The sequence below is a fragment of the Paragemmobacter kunshanensis genome (assembly GCF_011059185.1).
Classification (GTDB): domain Bacteria; phylum Pseudomonadota; class Alphaproteobacteria; order Rhodobacterales; family Rhodobacteraceae; genus Paragemmobacter; species Paragemmobacter kunshanensis.
In genome coordinates this window covers 1-16,027 of record NZ_JAALFE010000003.1, presented here as the reverse complement: position 1 = coordinate 16,027, position 16,027 = coordinate 1, and the positions used below count along the sequence as shown (strand labels likewise).

Genomic DNA, 16,027 nt, shown 5'->3' with positions numbered 1-16,027 from the left:
GGATCAGACCTTTCAGAGCGAGTTGAGAAGGGTGTCGAACATTTCCTGGGCCACGACCATGATCTGGGCGGCGGCCTGGTAGTTCTGTTGCAGTTCGAGCATGCGGGCGGCCTCGGCATCCAGATCGACGGCGCCCTGTTCGGCATCGGCGCGGCGGATCGTGTCGTTCACCGCGGTGCGGGCGGACAGGGTCTGTTTCGCGGCGGCGGCGCGGGTGCCGGTTTCGGATTGCAGGTCCGACAGGATGCGGGCAAAGCCGCCGCGCCCGGTGGCGACATCGGCAAAGCGCAGGGCGAGGATGCTGTCGAGCGCGCGGCCATCGTTGCGACCGTCGCTGTTGGGCGTCAGGCGGAAGGCATCGCCGTTGACGGGGTTGCCGTTGACGGCGATGGAGAGGCCGTCGATCACCGCGCCGCCCGAGGCATCGAGGACGCGGGTGCCGATGGAATGGCCGGTGGCGATGTCGAAGAGGCCGACCGTGCCGGAGGAGGCATCAAGCATGCGCAGTTCCACGGCAGGGGCGGTGCTGGGCGGGGCGCCCGCAGTGACGGAGCCCGCCATGCGCAGGTTGCCGGTGCCTGTCATCACAACGATCAGGTCTTCGGGGGGCAGGTTGCCCAGCGTCAGCCGCTGACCGGCGAGCGAGGCGGTGCTGGCGGCAAGTTGCAGGGGGGCGGCGTCGGAGGCGGTGAGATCGAGCCGGTCCCCCGCGACGGAGAGCGAGGCGCCGAGAGAGGAGAGGCCCGTCGCATCGGCGCCGGGCAGGATGCGGGCGGGGGCGCTGCCTGCGGGCAGTTCCAGCGTGATCGCGCCCAGCCCATCGACAGTGGCCGTGCCGGGAAAGCCGGGCGGCAGGGTGACGGTGGGCCCGCCGCCGACTGTGAGGGTATAAAGCGTGGTGCCGATTTCCACCTGCAGCGCGGCGGGCAGGCCCGCGGGATTGGCGGGCTGGCCGGTCAGGCGGGTGACGGGGGCCTGGGCCGGGGCGATGCCGAAGGCGGCAGCCCCGGTGGTGGCGGGGACGGTGACGAAGCCCGCATCGGTGCTGCCGCCGTTGACGGTGATCTGCAGGCGGTTCGCGCCATCGAAGGCCGCGGTGATGCGGCCGGTTTCGGGGCCGGTGACCTGCACCGCGCCGCCCGTCATGCGCAGGACGTAATCCGCGCCATCGACGCGGATCAGGGTCGATGCGCCTTCGGCGGGCAGTTGGGCCAGTGCCGCGCCGGACAGCGTGGCGGTGGGCATGTCTTCGCGCAGGAGGGCGGCGAGGCCCGCCGCGACATCGGCGGCAGAGGTGGCCGCGATGCTGGCGCTGTTGAGCGTGACGCTGCGCCCGCCGAGGGTGAGGCTGTAATCCGTGGGCCCGGCCATGGCGGCGCTGCCATCGGTGGCGGCGCTGGTGCCATCGAAGGCGGGATCGAAGCCAAGGGTCAGGCTGCGCTGCGCCCCTGCGGCGGAAGAGGTGGAGGTGATCAGGCCGCCCGAGAAGGCATCGGCGGCGGAATCGATGCGGTTGGCGTCGATGGTGACGGTGAAGGTGCTGTTCTGCGTCAGATGGACCTGCCCGGAGAGCCGCGCGGCATCCTGCCCCGCGCCAAGGGTGACTGCTGCCCCCTGGGCCTGACCGCTGGCATCGGAGGGTTGCAGGCTGGCCGTGCCGCCCGCGCCATGGGCGAAGCCGGTCAGGCGGATATCGGCCCCATCGGCCTGGGTCATCAGAAGGCGGGTGCCATCGGGCGAAAGCTCGGCCGTGATGCCCGTCGCGCCCGAAATGGCGTTGACCGCGATCAGCAGGCTGTCGAGCCGCCCGCCCGCCACATCGCCCGAAACGGTGAGCGGGGTGGTATTGGTGCCTTCGAGCCGGAATTCGACGCGGCCATCCCCGGCGACGCTGAGCATGGCGGAGGTTTCGGCGCTGGCTTCCAGACCGGGATAGGCTTCGGTCATCATCTCGGCCAGGCGGCGGGCATTGCTGCCTGCGGGCAGGGTCAGGGTGATGGGTGCGGCGCCGGGTTCTTCCAGAAGGATGGTGCGGGCGGGGGAGGCCGCGGCCTCGACCGCGCCGGACCATGTGGCGACGGCGGGCGGCATGAGGGTGGCGGACTGGCGGCCGCTGCCCTGCGTGCTGTCGAGGTCGAGGCCGCGATAGCCGATGCCATCGGGGGCTTCGAGGTAATCGGCCACATATTGCGCGCCGGGCAGGAAGCCGTTGGCGGTGGTGAAGAGAAGCGCCACTTCGGCGGCGGAAAGCGGGGTGCCCGCGATCTGGCGGCCTTCGCGGGTGAAGATGTTGATGGTGCCCCCCTGCGGCAGGGCCGGGGAGAGCAGGGCGGGCGCGGCGTCAAGCGTGGCCGCGTCGATGGGGCCTGCGCTGCGCGACAGGGTGAAGCCGCCATCGGTGCCTGCGGCGGCAAGGCCCAGGCTGGCGAAGGTTTCGCCGGCGGCGGTTTCGAACTGGCCCGCGGTGAGGGCGGCGGCAAGCTGGGCGCTGGTCCAGCCCGGCGGGCGGGGCGCGCCGCCCACAAGGGTGGTGAGGTCGAAGCTGTGGGCCACGCCATCCAGCGTGACGGTGAGGTTCGTCGTGGTGGCGGCGGCGGCATCGGAAAGCGCGAAATCCGCCGTGGCCTGCGTGCCGAGGCTGGCGAGGCTGACCGTGGAGGTTCCGGCCGGGATATGGCCGACTACGCCCGAGGACAGGAGCGTGGCCGCCCCTGCCCCGGTGCCGCCCGCAGTGAAAAGCGTATCGAGCGCGGCGACGGGGGGCGGGGCCACGGTGGTGGGCGCCATGGCGACGGAGCCGGAGCCGGAATTGCCCGGCGCGGGGGCCACGAGCGTGGCCACGGCGGCGGCGAGCCGTTCGGGGACATCGGGCAGGAAGCGCATGTTGGCGGCAAGGCCGGTGGTGGGGTTGAAGGTGAGCCGGTCGCCATTGGCGGGTTCGCCCTCGATCTCGATCGTGACGCCGGGCAGGACGAGCAGGCTGGCCGCGCTTCCCAGAACGGTGCCCAGCGCATCCTCGGCCCGCCAGACGCCAAGGGCGGCGTCGCGGATCAGGGTGATCGGGCCGGTCGTCGCGGGGCCGGTGGTGGTGATTTCGGCGCGGGCGAAGCCCTGGTTGCCGGTGGCGCGCGACATCACCCAGCCATCGAGCGAGAACATGTCGCCGCCGGGGGCGCCGGTCAGATCTATCCCGGCGGAATGGACGGCGTTCATCTCGCCCGCGATCTTGCGGGCCAGCGCGTCAATCTCCTCAAGCGCGGTGTCGATGGCGCCAAGCGCGGTGGCATAGCCGCCCAGCGCGCCGGTGCCGATCATGCGGGTGTCGCGGGTGGTGCCGTTGCGCGCGATGGTGAGGGTGAGGTCGGTCAGGCCGGAGGTGGTGATCACGGCAGGCCCGTCGGGGCCAAGGAGCAGCGGCCCGCCGCCCGAAGTGCCCAGCGTGACGGTGGCCCGGCCCGCGGCATCGAGTTCGACCGAAATGCCGATATTGGCGGCGAGATCGGCCAGCAGGCGATCGCGTTCGTCATGCAGCGGGTTGAGCGCGCCGACCGCGCCGCTATTGGCGCTGAACCGCAGCTGGAGTTCGGCGAGATCGCGCAGATCCTCGGTCGCCTGGGCGGCGGACAGTTCGGCTGCGGCATAGGTATCCTCGCGCAGGCGCATGAGGCCGGCGGCGATGCCCTGGAAGGCCGAGGCAAGGGTGCGGCCGGATTCGATGGCGACCCGGCGCAGCGAGGTATCGGCGGGCGAGGCGGCGAGGCTGCCGATGGAGGCAAAGAAATCCTCCAGCGCCGCATCAATGCCGCCGGTATTGGGCAGAAGCTGGGTTTCCACGGCAAGGGCGGCGTCGAGATGCACCTCGGCCGCGGAGACATCGGCGCCGCTGGTGCGCAGGCGCTGGGCCAGAAGGGCATCGAAGGCGCGGCGGATCTGATCGACCTGCACGCCCTGCCCGCCCGTCGCCATGGTGGTGACGGTGGTCTGCGCCCCGCCGATCTGCGAGGTGGTGACATCGCGGCGGCGGTAGCCTTCGGTGTTCACATTGGCGATGTTCTCGCCCGTGACGCCCAGCGCGGTGCGGTAGGCACCGATGGCCGAGCTTGCAATGTCCATGATGTTCGACATCAGTCAGCCTTGCTGCCGGAGGTGACGAAGGGCGAGAACTGGCGTTCGACCGCGTCGGCGATGCCGAGCCCCGTGCGGCGCGAAGAGGAGCGGGCGATTTCGGCATCGAAGAGATCGCGCGTCTTTTCGACGGCGCTGGATCCCATGATGTCATCCCCGAGCGAGGCCGAACGGGCGGCCTTGAGCATCTGGGTGAGGAAGATCTCCTCGAACCCTTCGGCGGCGCGGCGCAGGTCGGCGGCGCTGTTTTCGCGGGCGAGGGGCAGGCTGCCGGAGAGGGGTTTGAGTTCCATCAGATCACCACGAGTTCGGCGCGCAGCGCGCCCGCTTCGCGCAGGGCTTCGAGGATCGCCACCAGATCGGAGGGCGAGGCGCCGACCGCGTTGATGGCATCGACCAGCGAGGCGAGAGAGACGCCCGGATCGAAGACGAAGGCGCGGGGGTTTTCCTCGGTTGCGGCGACGGTGCTGTCGGGGGTGACGGTGGTTTCGCCGGGGACGACGACGGTGCCGTCGCCGGTGACGACGGTCGCGCTCTGGTTCACCTGGGGGTCTTCGGAGATGGAGACAGTGAGGGAGCCATGGGTGACGGCGGCGGGGGTGACGCGGACATGGCCGCCGATGACGACGGTGCCGGTGCGGGAGTTGACCACGACCTTGGCGGCAGGCGCATCAGGGGTGACGTCGATGTTTTCCAGCATCCCCATGAAGGTGACGCGCTGGCCCGGATCATAGGGCGCGCGGACGGCGACGGAGGTGCCGTCGATCGGGGTGGCGACATCGGGACCGAAGACTTCGTTCACGGCCTTGGCCACGGCGGCGGCGGTGGAGAAATCGGGGCGGTTGAGGTTGAGGATGAGGTTGTCGGTGTCCTGGAAGGGGGCCTCGACCATGCGTTCGACAGTGCCGCCGCGCGGGATGCGGCCGACGGTGGGGATGTTGACGGTGAGCGAGGAGCCGTCCTTGCCTTCGACGCCCAGCCCGCCGACGATGAGATTGCCCTGGGCGATGGCGTAGATTTCGCCATCCGCGCCCATCAGCGGCGTCATCAGAAGCGTGCCGCCCTTGAGCGACTTGGCCGAGCCGACGGTGGAGACGGTGACATCAAGCACCTGCCCTTCCTTCATGAAGGGGGCGAGTTCGGCCGTGACCATGACGGCGGCGGCGTTCTTGGCGTTCAGATCCGACGCCTCGACCGTGAGGCCGAGACGCGAGATCAGGGATTGCAGCGATTGCAGGGTGAGCCCGGAATTGCCATCGCCCGAGCCTGCGAGGCCGACGACGATGCCATAGCCCACCAGCGGGTTGGACCGGACGCCGGCGACAGAGGTGATGTCCTTCAGCCGGTCGGCCATCGCCGCGGGGGCGAGGCCGGCCAGAAGGGCAAGGGCGATGAGGGCCGCGCGGATCACAGCGGCGACACCACATCGAGGCCGCGGCGCAGCCAGCCGGGGCGCGAGGTATCATGCACGGTGCCCGCGCCCACATATTTGATCGTGGCATGGGCGATGCGATCCGACAGGATCACGTTGTCGGCGCTGATGTCTTCGGGGCGGACGACGCCCGTCAGGCGGACATATTCGTTGCCGTTGTTCAGTGTCAGCCGTTTCTGGCCCATGATTTCCAGCTGCCCGCCCGGCAGGACACGCACGACCTGCACCGAAAGCCGCCCGGTGAGCGAGTTCGATTGCTGGGCCTGGCCGCGACCGGCGAAGGACTGGTCGGTGCCGTTGTCCAGCACGCCATCATCGAGGCCGAGCGTCAGCACATCGGGCATGTCGATGGAATAGTCGTTGGAGCGCGAACCGCTGGTGGATTGCGTCTTGGATGCCTGGAAGCGTTCGGCGAATTGCACGGTCAGGATGTCGCCCACCCGCGCGGCGCGGCGATCCGAGGCGAAGATGCCGCCCGACGAGGCGGTGTAGATCCCGCCCGTGGGCAGGGCGGCGCTGTCGGTATAGCCGTCCTCGGGGTAGACCGGGGCGAAGTTCAGCGACTCCTTCTCTTCGATATAGGTGGGCGTGCAGGCCGCAACGGTGAGGAGCAGGGTCAGGGCCGCGAGGGGGGCGGAGGGAGAGGTTTTCATCAATCAGCCTCAGAGCTTGTTGGAAAGGAAGCGCATCATCTCGTCCGATGCGGAAATGGATTTCGAGTTCACCTCGTAGGCGCGCTGGGTTTCGATCATGTCGACCAGTTCCTGCACGACATTGACGTTGGACGCCTCGAGCGCGCCCTGGACCAGCTTGCCCATGCCATCCTCGTAGGGGGCGGCGACGATGGCGGGGCCGGAGGCGGAGCTTTCGACGACGAAGTTCTCGCCGATGGGTTCGAGGCCGCGCGGGTTGGTGAAGGCGGCAAGGGTGATCTGGCCCACTTCCTGCGCCTCGACCGCGTCGGGCATCTGGACGGAGACGATGCCATCGGCAGAGATGTTGATGGCGGTGGCCCCGTCGGGGATCTGGATCTCGGGCTGGATCACATAGCCCGAGGTGGTGGTGAGCGTGCCTTCGGGATTGCGCGAGAGCGTGCCGTCACGGGTATAGCCGATGCGGCCATCGGGCAGCAGGACCTGCAGGAAGCCCTGCCCGTCGATGGCGACATCGAGCGCGTTGTCGGTGGTGATCAGGCTGCCCTGGCCATAAAGCTTTTCGGTGTTCACGACGCGGACCCCGGTTCCCACGGCGAGCGGCGTGGTCAGGGCGGTGGCCTCGGATGTGGGGGCGCCGGCGGGGCGGATGTTCTGGTAGAGCAGGTTTTCGAAGTTGGCGCGGTCGCGCTTGAAGCCCGTGGTGTTCACGTTCGCCAGGTTGTTGGCGATGACCTGCATCCGGGTCTGTTGGGCGTTGAGGCCGGTCTTGGCCACATGCATTGCATCGGTCGACATCGGGGGCACCTATCAGCGTGTCTGTCACCGAGGATTGTGCAAGGCCCGTGCCAGACCGGTGCCGGGGGCCGCGCCGATGCGGCGCGGGGCGAGAAAATCAGGATTCAGGCATCCGCAGCAGGCGGGAGCCCGCTTCGTCGATCTCTTTCGCGGTGGAGATCATGCGGATGTTCAGCTCGAAGCTGCGTTGCAGTTCGATGGAGGAGATCAGTTCCTCGGTCGCGTTGACGTTGGAGCCTTCAAGCGCGCCCTGCACGACCTTGGATCCCTGATCGGGCGCGGGAAGGGCGGTGCCGGGGGGCGGGCGGATCTGGCCATCAAGGCCCTTGATCAGCGTCAGCCCGTCGCCGCGCGTGGTGGCGAGGGTGGCGACCTGCACCCGTTCGCCCGGCGCGCCGCCGATGGGTTCGATGGTGATCGCGCCGAGTTCGTTGACCATGATCGACCGGAACGGCGGCAGGGTGATCGGCTGCAACTGCTGGTTCAGCACCGCCTCGCCCGCGCCATTGACCAGCGCGCCTTCGGCGGTGACGCGCATGTCGCCCCGCCGGGTAAGCGCGGGGCCACCGCCGCCTTCATCGGGCTGGACGTAGAACCAGCCCTTGTCAGCCAGCGCCAGATCGAGCGGTTCGCCGGTCTGGTTGATGAAGCCCGCGATATCTGAGAAGGCGGCGTGTTCCTCCGGGATCTGGAAGGCGCGGGATTGCAGCACGCCCTGGTCTTCCAGAACGAAGGCCTGGCCTTCGGGCATGATGTCGCGGCGGAACCCCGGCACCGTCTGGTTGGCGAGGTTCTGCGCATTGGCGATCTGCGCGCCCCGGATCTGGGCGATGCTGTTGAGGGCGGTATGGATCAGCTTGTCCATCTGGGCCTTGTCCTTTCAGCCTGTTCCGGGGCCTGCGCGCGGGGTGGGATCAGCTGCGGATGTTCATGATCGTCTGCATCAGCGAGGTGGAGGTTTCCATCGCCTTGGCAGAGGCCTGATAGTTGCGCTGGGCCGAGATCAGGTTCACCAGTTCCTCGGTCAGTTCGACGTTGGAGCGTTCCAGCGCGCCCGCCCGCAAGAGGCCGAAGCCCGAGGTGCCGGGCGTGCCCACGATGGGGGCGCCGGATTCGGAGGTGGCGGCGAAGGTGGCCTTGCCCTGGACCTTGAGCCCGCCGGGATTGGTGAAGTTGGCCAGCACGATCTGGCCCATCGCCATGCGGCCCGAGGTGCCATAGGTCGCCCAGACCGCGCCCGAGCCATCGAGTTCGAGGTTGGTCAGTCCGCCCGCCGCCGCGCCGTTGTGGCTGGCGCTTTGGACGGCGAAGGGGCTGGTGGAAAGTTCGGAGCCGGTCAGATCCACGGCCAGCGCGCCGGGGCCCGCGGGGCCGAAGCCGATGGTGCCGCCGGCGCTGATCTCTCCGGCCGCGTCGAAGGTGACGCGGGGCGGCAGAAGCGGATCGGTGGGCGGGAGTTCCGCGCCATCGACGAAGAGGCGCAGTTCGTAGACCGTGTCGGTGGTGACGGCATCGGGACCGGAGATCTTGATGAAATAGGCCTCGGCCTCGACCGGGGTGCCTGCGGGGCCGAAGAGCGGCACGGGCGTCCGCGTGGCCCAGGAGGTGGGATCGGCGGGATCGAAGGCATTGGTCGGTGGCACGGCATCCTGCTGGCCGAGCATCCCGTCATCCGAGGGGAGCCGGACCTGAAGCGCCAGTTCCGACGAGGCGACGGGCGTGCCCATTTCCAGCGGGATGGTCAGGGGGATAGCCTGCGACAGTTCGTTGGTGAGCGGCAGGCCGTCCAGCCCGACCGGCCAGGAGAGCAGCGCCTCGCCCGAGGCGTTCACGACATTGCCGGTGGCATCCATGGTGAAGGCGCCCGAGCGGCTGAAACGGGTTTCGCCGGGCAGGGTATTGGCATCGGACGGGGTCTGGATGGCAAAGAAGCCCTGCCCTTCGATCGCGATGTCCAGAAGGTTGCCGGTGGTGACGACGTTGCCTTGCGTGAAATCCTGCGCGACGCGCTGGACCTGCACGCCCGAGCCGACGGCGGTGCGCTGGCTGGAGAAGGGCGAGGAGGAGAAGACATCGGCGAATTCGACGCGGCTGGAGCGGAAGCCCACGGTGCCGACATTGGCGATGTTGTGCGAGGTGGCGGAGATTTCGGTCTGGGCAGCCATCAGGCCGGACAGGGCGGTGCTCATCGACATGCGGGGGGTCCTTGATCTGGAGTGTCGGACGAAAGGGCGGATCAGCGGAAGGCTTCGACTTCGAGGGCGTTGAGGGCGCCGTAATCTTCGACCTGAAGGGTCAGGTCGCTGCCATCCGCGCCGTTGCGGGCGGACAGCACCTTGGCAAAGACCGAGGGGCCGACGGGGGCGGTGCCCTTGTCGGTGGTCGCGGAAACGGTGACGCGGACGGGGCTGCGGTTTTCGACCATGGCCTGCGGCAGGTCGGACCAGGAGAAGCCCATCAGGCCTGCCGATTGCGCGGCATAGCTTTCGGTATGCAGAAGCGCGCCGGTGGTGGCATCGGAATAGCTGACGGTGACGGAGCTTGCCGCATCGGGCAGGTCGACGACGCCATTGATCGTGCCATCGGCCCCGGCGCGGGCGATGTTGCCGGGGACCAGCACCTCATGCCCCAGAAGGTTGGCGGCGGTGGCGATGCGGAAATCGCGCATCCCCTCGCCCAGGCTGGCGAGGGTGTCATTGACCTTTTCGATGCCGCCGACGGTGGAGAATTGCGCAAGCTGGGCCAGGAATTCGCCGTTCTCCATCGGTTGCAGCGGATCCTGGTTCTTGAGCTGGGCAAGCATGAGGGTGAGGAAATCCTGCTGGCCGAGGGCCGCGCTGGTGGAGTTCGTCATGGCGGTGGCGGCGCTGCTGCCCGAGGTTCCGGAGGTGACGGGGGCGCCGGTGGTGGTGTTGAAGGTGATCATGGCGGTCCTTTCGGGGCGCGGTCGGGATGGCCTGTCTGCCGGGCAGCCAGCGGGGGGTTACGGGACGGGCGTTACTGGCCCATCTGCACGGTTCGTGCCATCAGGGCGCGCAGGGTTGTCATGGTTTCGAGCGTGTTCTGGTATTGGCGGCTGGCCTCGACCATTTCGACCATCTCTTCTTCGGTGTTGACGGCAGCGGCATAGACGAAGCCCTGGGCATCGGCGGCGGGGTGATCGGGGCGGAACTGCTTTTCCGGCTGGCGATCCAGCATGACGACGCTTTCGACGGTGGCGGTGGACAGCCCTTCCTGCGCGCGGGCGAATTCGGTGGCGAAGACCGGGCGCAGGGCGCGGAAGGCATCTTCGGGCTTGCTGGCCACAGTGCTGGCATTGGCGAGGTTGGAGGCGACGGTGTTCATGCGCACCATCTGCGCCGACATGGCGCGCGCGCCGACATCAAAGACATTGCGGATATCGGACATCGTCATTCCCCCTTGATGGCGGTCATCAGACCGGAAATGCGGCGGTTCAGGAGTTGCAGGCTGGTCTGGTAGCGCAGGGTGTTTTCGGCGAATTCCATCTGTTCGACGGGAAGTTCGACAGTGTTGCCATCCATCGAGGCGTTGAGCGGCACGCGGTAGCCGAGATTGCCTTCGGCCAGCCCGCCCGCGAGATGGGCCTGCGCGGTGACGGCCAGCGCGCCGCCGCCGGTGGCGCGGGCGAGTTCGCCTTCGAAATCGAAGTCGCGCGCCTTGAAATTGGGGGTGGCGGCATTGGCGATGTTGGAGGCGAGGATTTCGCCCCGCTTTTCGCGCAACATCAGGGATTGAGCGTGCAGGCCTATCGAATCCGCGAAGCTGACCGTCATTGTCCTTGATCCTCGGTTCTGCCGGGAGAGCCGGCTTTCAGGCGCGGGGCTTGCAAGGGGCGTGCCAAGTGGTGGGGCGGACGTGGAAGAGATCGCAGAGGCGGAGGAAGCGATGGCGTCGGACAGGAAGCGACCGGCGCTGCGCAGCCTGAGCCGGGCGCTGGTGAAGGCCGTGGCGCGGCTGTCGCCGGATGAGGGCGCGGCGCGGCTGGCCGTCTTTCACGCGGCGGAGCCGCCCGGGTTGCGGCGGCGGGCGCTGCTGGCGGCGCGGATCAGCCTGATCCGCAAGGCGATGGAGGCCCCGCCCCTGCCTGCCGCCTTGCCGGTGGTAGAGCTTCCCCCCGAGCCGATCCTGCCCGAGCCGGAACCGCCGCCCCCGCCGCCCGCGCCCAAGCCCCTGTCGAAGGGGGTGATGATGTCGATCAACCTGGACGATGTGGCCCGGATGCTGATGGACACGCCAGAGCCGGAGCCCGAGATCGCGCCGGAGGCGGCGCCCGACGCGCTGCCAGAGGCGGCAGGCGAAGAGCCCCCTGCCCTGCCCGATGTGGCTGCGGCCTTTGCCGCGCTGGACTGGGGCGATGTGGCGGCGCAACTGGCCGTGCCCGAGGGGGCGGATGCGGCGGACTGGGCCGAGGTGATGCCCGATGGGGGGCTGGCGGCTGAGGAAGAGGGCGTGATAGAGGGTGCGGCAGAGGGCGGCGCGGCCAGCCAGAGCGCGGGGGCGATTGACCTTTCGGCATCCTTCGCGGCGCTGGGGGCGCTGGGGCCGGTGCCGGATGATCCTGCCCCGCCCGGCCCCCCTGCCCTGCCTGCCGAGATGGCGGCCATGCTGGCCTCACTCGGCGAAGAGGTGGTGTCCATCACCCCTGCGACGCCGGAAGAGGATGCGCCACCGACCATGCCCCAGCCCGCCAAGGCGCGGCGCGGCAAGGCGGCGGCGATGGATCTGGCGGCCTCGTTCGATGTGTTGGGTGCGCTGGGGGATGGGCCTGCAGAGGCGGTGCCACCCGCCGCCGCGCCTGCCGGCATCGACCTTGCCGCCCAGTTCGCGGAGATGGGAGAGGGGCCTGCGGCCGTGGCCGCGCCGGTGCCGGATCCGGTGGCCGGGGCGGGTGGCAAGGCGAAGCGCGCGAAGGCGGCCAAGGCGGCCCCGATCACCGTGGACCTGTCGGCGCAATTCGCGGCGATGGGGGGCGATGACAGCGCGGGCTGAGCGCGCGGGCTATTGCGCGGCGGCGCGCGTCAGGGCGAGGGAAAGCCCGCCGTCGCGCAGTTCCAGAACCGTGCGCGGCAGGATCGACCGGGCCGAGGCGAGGGCCGCTGTCGTGCCAGCGGCATCGGCGGCGAGGGCGGCCTGTTCATAGCGCGCAAGCGCGCCATGCAGGCCGGACAGGCCGATGGAGGCGGCGGCGCCCGCCGTCTTGTGCGCGGCGCGGGCGGCTTCGTCATAAGCCCCCTTGCCTGCGAGATCGGAGAGTTCGACGAGAAGCACCTCGGTTTCCTGAAGCAGTTTCTCGGCGATGCGTTCGACGAAATCGCGGCCCATCTCTTCGATGGTTTCGCGGAAGACCTGCGTGTTGAGGATCGGGATTTCGGGAACCAGCGTCGGCGGGGCGACGGGGCGAACCCGGGCCGCGCCGCGCGCGTAATTGGCGATGATCGCCATCAGGGCGTTGCGGGTGACGGGCTTGACCAGGACATCGGTCATCCCGGCACCGAGGAATTCGGGCATCTTGTCGGGGCTGGCATTGGCGGTGACGCCGATGATGGGAACGTCGCGGCAGGCGCCCTGGCTGCGGATGATGCGGGTCGCCTCGATCCCGTCCATGCGGGGCATGGAGATATCGGTAAGGATCATGTCAAAGGCGGTGTCGGCGGTCTTTTCGACCGCTTCGATCCCATCCACGGCATTGGTGACCGTATGCCCGCGCAGGCGCAGCATTTCCGTCAGCAGCAGGCTGTTGATCGGGTTGTCCTCGACCACGAGGATATTCAGGGGCTGCGACTCGTCCCTCGGGTCGGCGGTGGTGGCGCCGGCGGGCTGGCGCGCATCCGCCGCGACGGGAAGGGTGACGTCGAGGGTGAAGGTGCTGCCCTTGCCCAGTTCGGAGCGGACGTGGATCGAGCCCCCCATCGCTTCGGCCGAAAGCTTGGCGATGCCAAGGCCAAGGCCCGTGCCTTCGCGCATGCGCGCATAGGAGGCATCGAGCGTTTCGAAGTTATGGAATATCCGTTCGAGATCCTGTTCCGCGATGCCGATGCCGGTATCCGACACCTCGATCCGGAGGTGGAGTTTCTGGCCGGAGTCGATGGTATCGGCCTGCAGGCGCAGGATGACGGCCCCGGCATCGGTGAATTTGATGGCGTTGCCGACAAGGTTGTAGAGGACGCGCAGGAACAACTGGCGCGGGGCGGTGACGCGCGGCAGCGGATCGGCGGGTTCGTCGAAGCGAAGCTGGTTGCCCCGCTTGGCGGCATGGGGCTGGTTCTGCAGAACCAGATCGCGGACGACCTGGACAGGCGAGAAATCGGAGACCTGATAGCTGTCGGATTTGTCGGAGCCGAGGCGCGTCAGTTCCAGCACGTTGTTGACCTGATCGAGCGCAGCCCAGCCGCAGGACAGGACAATCTCGGACAGCCAGCTTTGCCGCTGATCGAGATCGGTCGAGGTCTGGAGCAGTTCGGTTGCCGCGATCAGGCCGTTCAGGGGCGTGCGCATCTCATGGCTCATCACGGCGAGGAAGCGCGATTTCGCCTCTTCGCCCTTGAGCGCCTCGTTCCGGGCCTTGCGCAGGCTTTCCTCGCGTTCGATACGTTCGGAAATGTCGCGGATGAAGGCGATGAACATGGGGGCGCCGCTGGCGCCCTTGGCCTTGGTCATGGCGACCTCGACCGGGACTTCGATGCCGTTGGCGCGGCGGCCCGTCATCTGCAGGCGGCCATCTTCCAGATCGTCGATATCGCCGCGCAGGGCCTTGTGCAGCAGATCGAAGGGGTCATCCTCGCCTTCCTTGAACAGAAGGTCGGCGATGCGGAAGTCGCGGCAGGTGGAACGGTCGCGCCCGAAGAGCGCCTCGGCCGCGCCGTTGCAATCGGTGATGCGGCCCTGGACATCGGTGATCACGAGGGCATCGAGCGAGCTTTCGATGGTGGCACGCAGGTTGTGGACGGCGCGTTCGGTGGTTTCGGCGCGGCGGCTTTGCGCGCGGTTCTGCTGGATGATGACAAGCGACAGCCCCGCCATCAACCCGAGCAGGCCCAGCGAGGCGGCGGCAAAGACCTGCAGCGAGCGGCGCAATTCGCCCCGGCGTCGATCGCCGTTTTCCATGAGCGCCTGCAGCGAGGAGACGACATTGGCGCGCACGGTATCGGCGACGGAGGTCATTTCCGTGCGCAGGGCGGGAAGGGCCGCGGCAAGGGTGGCGTCATCGGAATCGATCACCGGGGTGATGCGTTCGAAGAAGGCCCCGTCGGACCAGAGCGCATCGCGCAGGGATTCGTTGATCGGCAGGCCGGCCAGCCTGTCGGAGCGCGACAGGATGTTGAAGCGGCTGTAGAAGATATCGAAGGCGAGGCGCAGATCATCGAGACGTTCGGGATCGGTGGGATCCTCGGTCGCGGTGATGACGGCGCGCTGGAGCTTTAGCGTATCGACCTCGACCTGGGCCATGGTCCAGGTGACATTGTCGGAATCGACCGAGGAGGACCGGTCGAGTTCGCGGTCGATCTTGAGGAAGACATAGCCCATGGCGGCCAGTGTCGCCATGAAGGTGATGCCCAGAATCAGGTGCCGCACGCGCACCGCGGCGCGTTCGAGACGGCTTTCCTTCAGGGCTTCATCGAAAAACTGGCTCATCACGGGTTCCGGCGGGGTGCCCCGCGCCCGGGCCGGGCGCAGGGCGAAGGATCAGTTCGAGATCGTCAGGCCGGCTAGCTGCCAGATGCTCCATCCGTATACCAGTTCGGACTGATATTTGTCACTGGAATCATAAGGAAAGACAATCCAGAGCGGGCCCTTGTCACGGCGCGAGAAGGTTTCGCCATCAATGTGATAGGCGATGATCGGGGCGGCATCCTCGACCGCGTCGAGGGGGATGTCGACGCTGTAGCTGTTGAGCGCGGTGGCGGTGATCTTGCCGCCCTCGGCGCCCACGGCATCGAGCAGGGTCTTCAGGGGCACGCCTTCGAAGGTGTGGGGGCCTTCGGTCCAGGTCGTGGTGGTTTCGAAGCTGATGGCGGGAAGGGCCTGCAGCATCTCCATGTCGAAGGCGGCGCCTTCGGGGCTGTTGGTTTCGGCGATGGTGCCCGAGACGGTGAGGATCACCTCACCCGTGGGGGCGGCCATTTCGGCGCGGGCGGGAAGAATCGCCGCGCAGATCGCGAAGGCGGCAAGTGCCGCGATGCGACGGAGGGGAAGGGAAAGGGGCATTCATGACCTCGGCAATCGGGAAGGATTGCCGGACCATAGCAAAAGGGGCCGATTTCTCTATTCCAATTACGGATGCATTCCCATCCTAAAGTATGCTATCATATGTACTTAGTCGGGAATTGGCTGTCGTGGAATTGCCACGCGGATTTAAGCAGGTATCCTTGTTGTCATCACGGGCCGGACGTTTGTCCTGCTTGGAAAGATTGGGGTGGACAGGGTCCGCCGTAACCAGACCGATGGATTTGAAAGAGGCAGACCGATGAGCATTGTTGGCGGTGCCGGGGCAGACAAGATTCGCATTCTGATTGCGGATGACCATGAGATGGTTCTGGACGTTTTCGCGATGTATCTGTCATCGGCCCCCGACATGGCGGTGACGACGGGAAAGACGCTGGACGAGGCCGTGGATCACATCGCGGCGGAGGGGCCGTTTGACGTGGTGCTGCTGGATCTGAACATGCCGGGGATGAATGGCGTGGCCGGATTGCGGCGGGCGATCAAGATGAATGGCGGCAAGCCGGTGGCGATCATTACGGGCAACCCGACGCCGCGGATGCTGGACGAGATCATGAATGCCGGGTCTTCGGGGATCGTGCTGAAGACGACGGGCGTGCGGTCGCTGGCCAATGCCATCCGCTTCATGCATGCGGGCGAGCATTACATGCCGCTGGAACTGGTGCGCGAGCGGCACAATGCCGGGCGGACCACGAAGAACGGTCGTCTAATCGCAGCACATTTTGCAAGCCCTTTCTTTCGGGGTGGCGCAGAAAGCCGTTGATGTTCAGCGCAGATG

General features: G+C 67.8%; 14 protein-coding genes. 2 read left to right on the top strand and 12 right to left on the bottom strand.

Going from position 1 to position 16,027, the window contains the following annotated elements; translation table 11 throughout:
• Positions 1-12 precede the first annotated feature (12 nt).
• The 10 genes from G5V65_RS03920 to flgB form a co-directional block, all read right to left on the bottom strand.
• Positions 13-4,125 (bottom strand): FlgK family flagellar hook-associated protein, encoded by a 4,113-nt coding sequence (locus tag G5V65_RS03920; protein ID WP_165047261.1) that lies wholly within the window; start codon positions 4,123-4,125, stop codon positions 13-15.
• On the bottom strand, positions 4,125-4,418 hold the full coding sequence (locus G5V65_RS03915; protein WP_165047259.1) for a rod-binding protein: 294 nt from the start codon (positions 4,416-4,418) through the stop codon (positions 4,125-4,127). The genes G5V65_RS03920 and G5V65_RS03915 overlap by 1 nt, the downstream gene beginning before the upstream one ends.
• The gene (locus G5V65_RS03910) at positions 4,418-5,533 is read right to left on the bottom strand and encodes a flagellar basal body P-ring protein FlgI (protein ID WP_165047536.1); all 1,116 of its coding nucleotides are present in this window, start codon (positions 5,531-5,533) and stop codon (positions 4,418-4,420) included. Before G5V65_RS03910 ends, G5V65_RS03915 begins: the two co-directional genes overlap by 1 nt.
• A complete protein-coding gene (locus G5V65_RS03905) occupies positions 5,533-6,210 on the bottom strand; it encodes a flagellar basal body L-ring protein FlgH (protein WP_165047258.1) in 678 nt (225 codons plus the stop codon). Before G5V65_RS03905 ends, G5V65_RS03910 begins: the two co-directional genes overlap by 1 nt.
• Before the next feature lie 9 nt (positions 6,211-6,219).
• Positions 6,220-7,008, bottom strand: a complete 789-nt coding sequence (flgG, locus tag G5V65_RS03900) for a flagellar basal-body rod protein FlgG (protein ID WP_165047256.1) — start codon at positions 7,006-7,008, stop codon at positions 6,220-6,222.
• A 97-nt stretch (positions 7,009-7,105) separates the two neighbouring features.
• Positions 7,106-7,873, bottom strand: coding sequence for a flagellar basal body rod protein FlgF (locus tag G5V65_RS03895; protein ID WP_165047255.1), 768 nt, complete (start codon positions 7,871-7,873; stop codon positions 7,106-7,108).
• Between the two features lie 49 nt (positions 7,874-7,922).
• Positions 7,923-9,203 carry a flagellar hook protein FlgE gene (locus G5V65_RS03890; RefSeq protein WP_165047253.1) on the bottom strand — a complete coding sequence of 427 codons (1,281 nt, stop codon included), beginning with the start codon at positions 9,201-9,203 and terminating at the stop codon, positions 7,923-7,925.
• 41 nt (positions 9,204-9,244) lie between these two features.
• Positions 9,245-9,934, bottom strand: coding sequence for a flagellar hook assembly protein FlgD (locus G5V65_RS03885; protein WP_165047251.1), 690 nt, complete (start codon positions 9,932-9,934; stop codon positions 9,245-9,247).
• A gap of 71 nt (positions 9,935-10,005) precedes the next feature.
• Entirely contained in the window at positions 10,006-10,416 is a 411-nt protein-coding gene (flgC, locus tag G5V65_RS03880; protein WP_165047250.1) for a flagellar basal body rod protein FlgC, read from the bottom strand.
• A 2-nt stretch (positions 10,417-10,418) separates the two neighbouring features.
• On the bottom strand, positions 10,419-10,802 hold the full coding sequence (gene flgB, locus G5V65_RS03875) for a flagellar basal body rod protein FlgB (RefSeq protein ID WP_165047248.1): 384 nt from the start codon (positions 10,800-10,802) through the stop codon (positions 10,419-10,421).
• Between the two features lie 82 nt (positions 10,803-10,884).
• On the opposite strand from flgB, the gene G5V65_RS03870 reads away from it, so the two are divergent.
• A complete protein-coding gene (locus tag G5V65_RS03870) occupies positions 10,885-12,018 on the top strand; it encodes a hypothetical protein (protein ID WP_165047247.1) in 1,134 nt (377 codons plus the stop codon).
• 9 nt (positions 12,019-12,027) lie between these two features.
• Here G5V65_RS03870 and G5V65_RS03865 read toward each other — a convergent pair whose 3' ends face one another.
• Together G5V65_RS03865 and G5V65_RS03860 are read right to left on the bottom strand one after the other, a co-directional pair.
• Complete coding sequence (locus tag G5V65_RS03865; protein WP_165047246.1) at positions 12,028-14,661, bottom strand: PAS domain-containing sensor histidine kinase; 2,634 nt, start codon at positions 14,659-14,661, stop codon at positions 12,028-12,030.
• Between the two features lie 51 nt (positions 14,662-14,712).
• The gene (locus G5V65_RS03860; protein ID WP_165047244.1) at positions 14,713-15,234 is read right to left on the bottom strand and encodes a molybdopterin-dependent oxidoreductase; all 522 of its coding nucleotides are present in this window, start codon (positions 15,232-15,234) and stop codon (positions 14,713-14,715) included.
• A gap of 259 nt (positions 15,235-15,493) precedes the next feature.
• Between G5V65_RS03860 and G5V65_RS03855 the strand changes: the two genes are divergently transcribed.
• Positions 15,494-16,012 carry a response regulator gene (locus G5V65_RS03855; RefSeq protein ID WP_165047242.1) on the top strand — a complete coding sequence of 173 codons (519 nt, stop codon included), beginning with the start codon at positions 15,494-15,496 and terminating at the stop codon, positions 16,010-16,012.
• The last annotated feature ends 15 nt before the right edge of the window (positions 16,013-16,027 follow it).

What these genes read in the sequence shown, in the direction of transcription:
- G5V65_RS03920 (WP_165047261.1), bottom strand. Translation starts at nt 4,125, where the DNA reads ATGTCGAACATCATGGACATTGCAAGCTCGGCCATCGGTGCCTACCGC.
- G5V65_RS03915 (WP_165047259.1), bottom strand. Translation starts at nt 4,418, where the DNA reads ATGGAACTCAAACCCCTCTCCGGCAGCCTGCCCCTCGCCCGCGAAAAC.
- G5V65_RS03905 (WP_165047258.1), bottom strand. Translation starts at nt 6,210, where the DNA reads ATGAAAACCTCTCCCTCCGCCCCCCTCGCGGCCCTGACCCTGCTCCTC.
- flgG (WP_165047256.1), bottom strand. Translation starts at nt 7,008, where the DNA reads ATGTCGACCGATGCAATGCATGTGGCCAAGACCGGCCTCAACGCCCAA.
- G5V65_RS03895 (WP_165047255.1), bottom strand. Translation starts at nt 7,873, where the DNA reads ATGGACAAGCTGATCCATACCGCCCTCAACAGCATCGCCCAGATCCGG.
- G5V65_RS03890 (WP_165047253.1), bottom strand. Translation starts at nt 9,203, where the DNA reads ATGTCGATGAGCACCGCCCTGTCCGGCCTGATGGCTGCCCAGACCGAA.
- G5V65_RS03885 (WP_165047251.1), bottom strand. Translation starts at nt 9,934, where the DNA reads ATGATCACCTTCAACACCACCACCGGCGCCCCCGTCACCTCCGGAACC.
- flgC (WP_165047250.1), bottom strand. Translation starts at nt 10,416, where the DNA reads ATGTCCGATATCCGCAATGTCTTTGATGTCGGCGCGCGCGCCATGTCG.
- flgB (WP_165047248.1), bottom strand. Translation starts at nt 10,802, where the DNA reads ATGACGGTCAGCTTCGCGGATTCGATAGGCCTGCACGCTCAATCCCTG.
- G5V65_RS03865 (WP_165047246.1), bottom strand. Translation starts at nt 14,661, where the DNA reads ATGAGCCAGTTTTTCGATGAAGCCCTGAAGGAAAGCCGTCTCGAACGC.
- G5V65_RS03860 (WP_165047244.1), bottom strand. Translation starts at nt 15,234, where the DNA reads ATGCCCCTTTCCCTTCCCCTCCGTCGCATCGCGGCACTTGCCGCCTTC.
- G5V65_RS03855 (WP_165047242.1), top strand. Translation starts at nt 15,494, where the DNA reads ATGAGCATTGTTGGCGGTGCCGGGGCAGACAAGATTCGCATTCTGATT.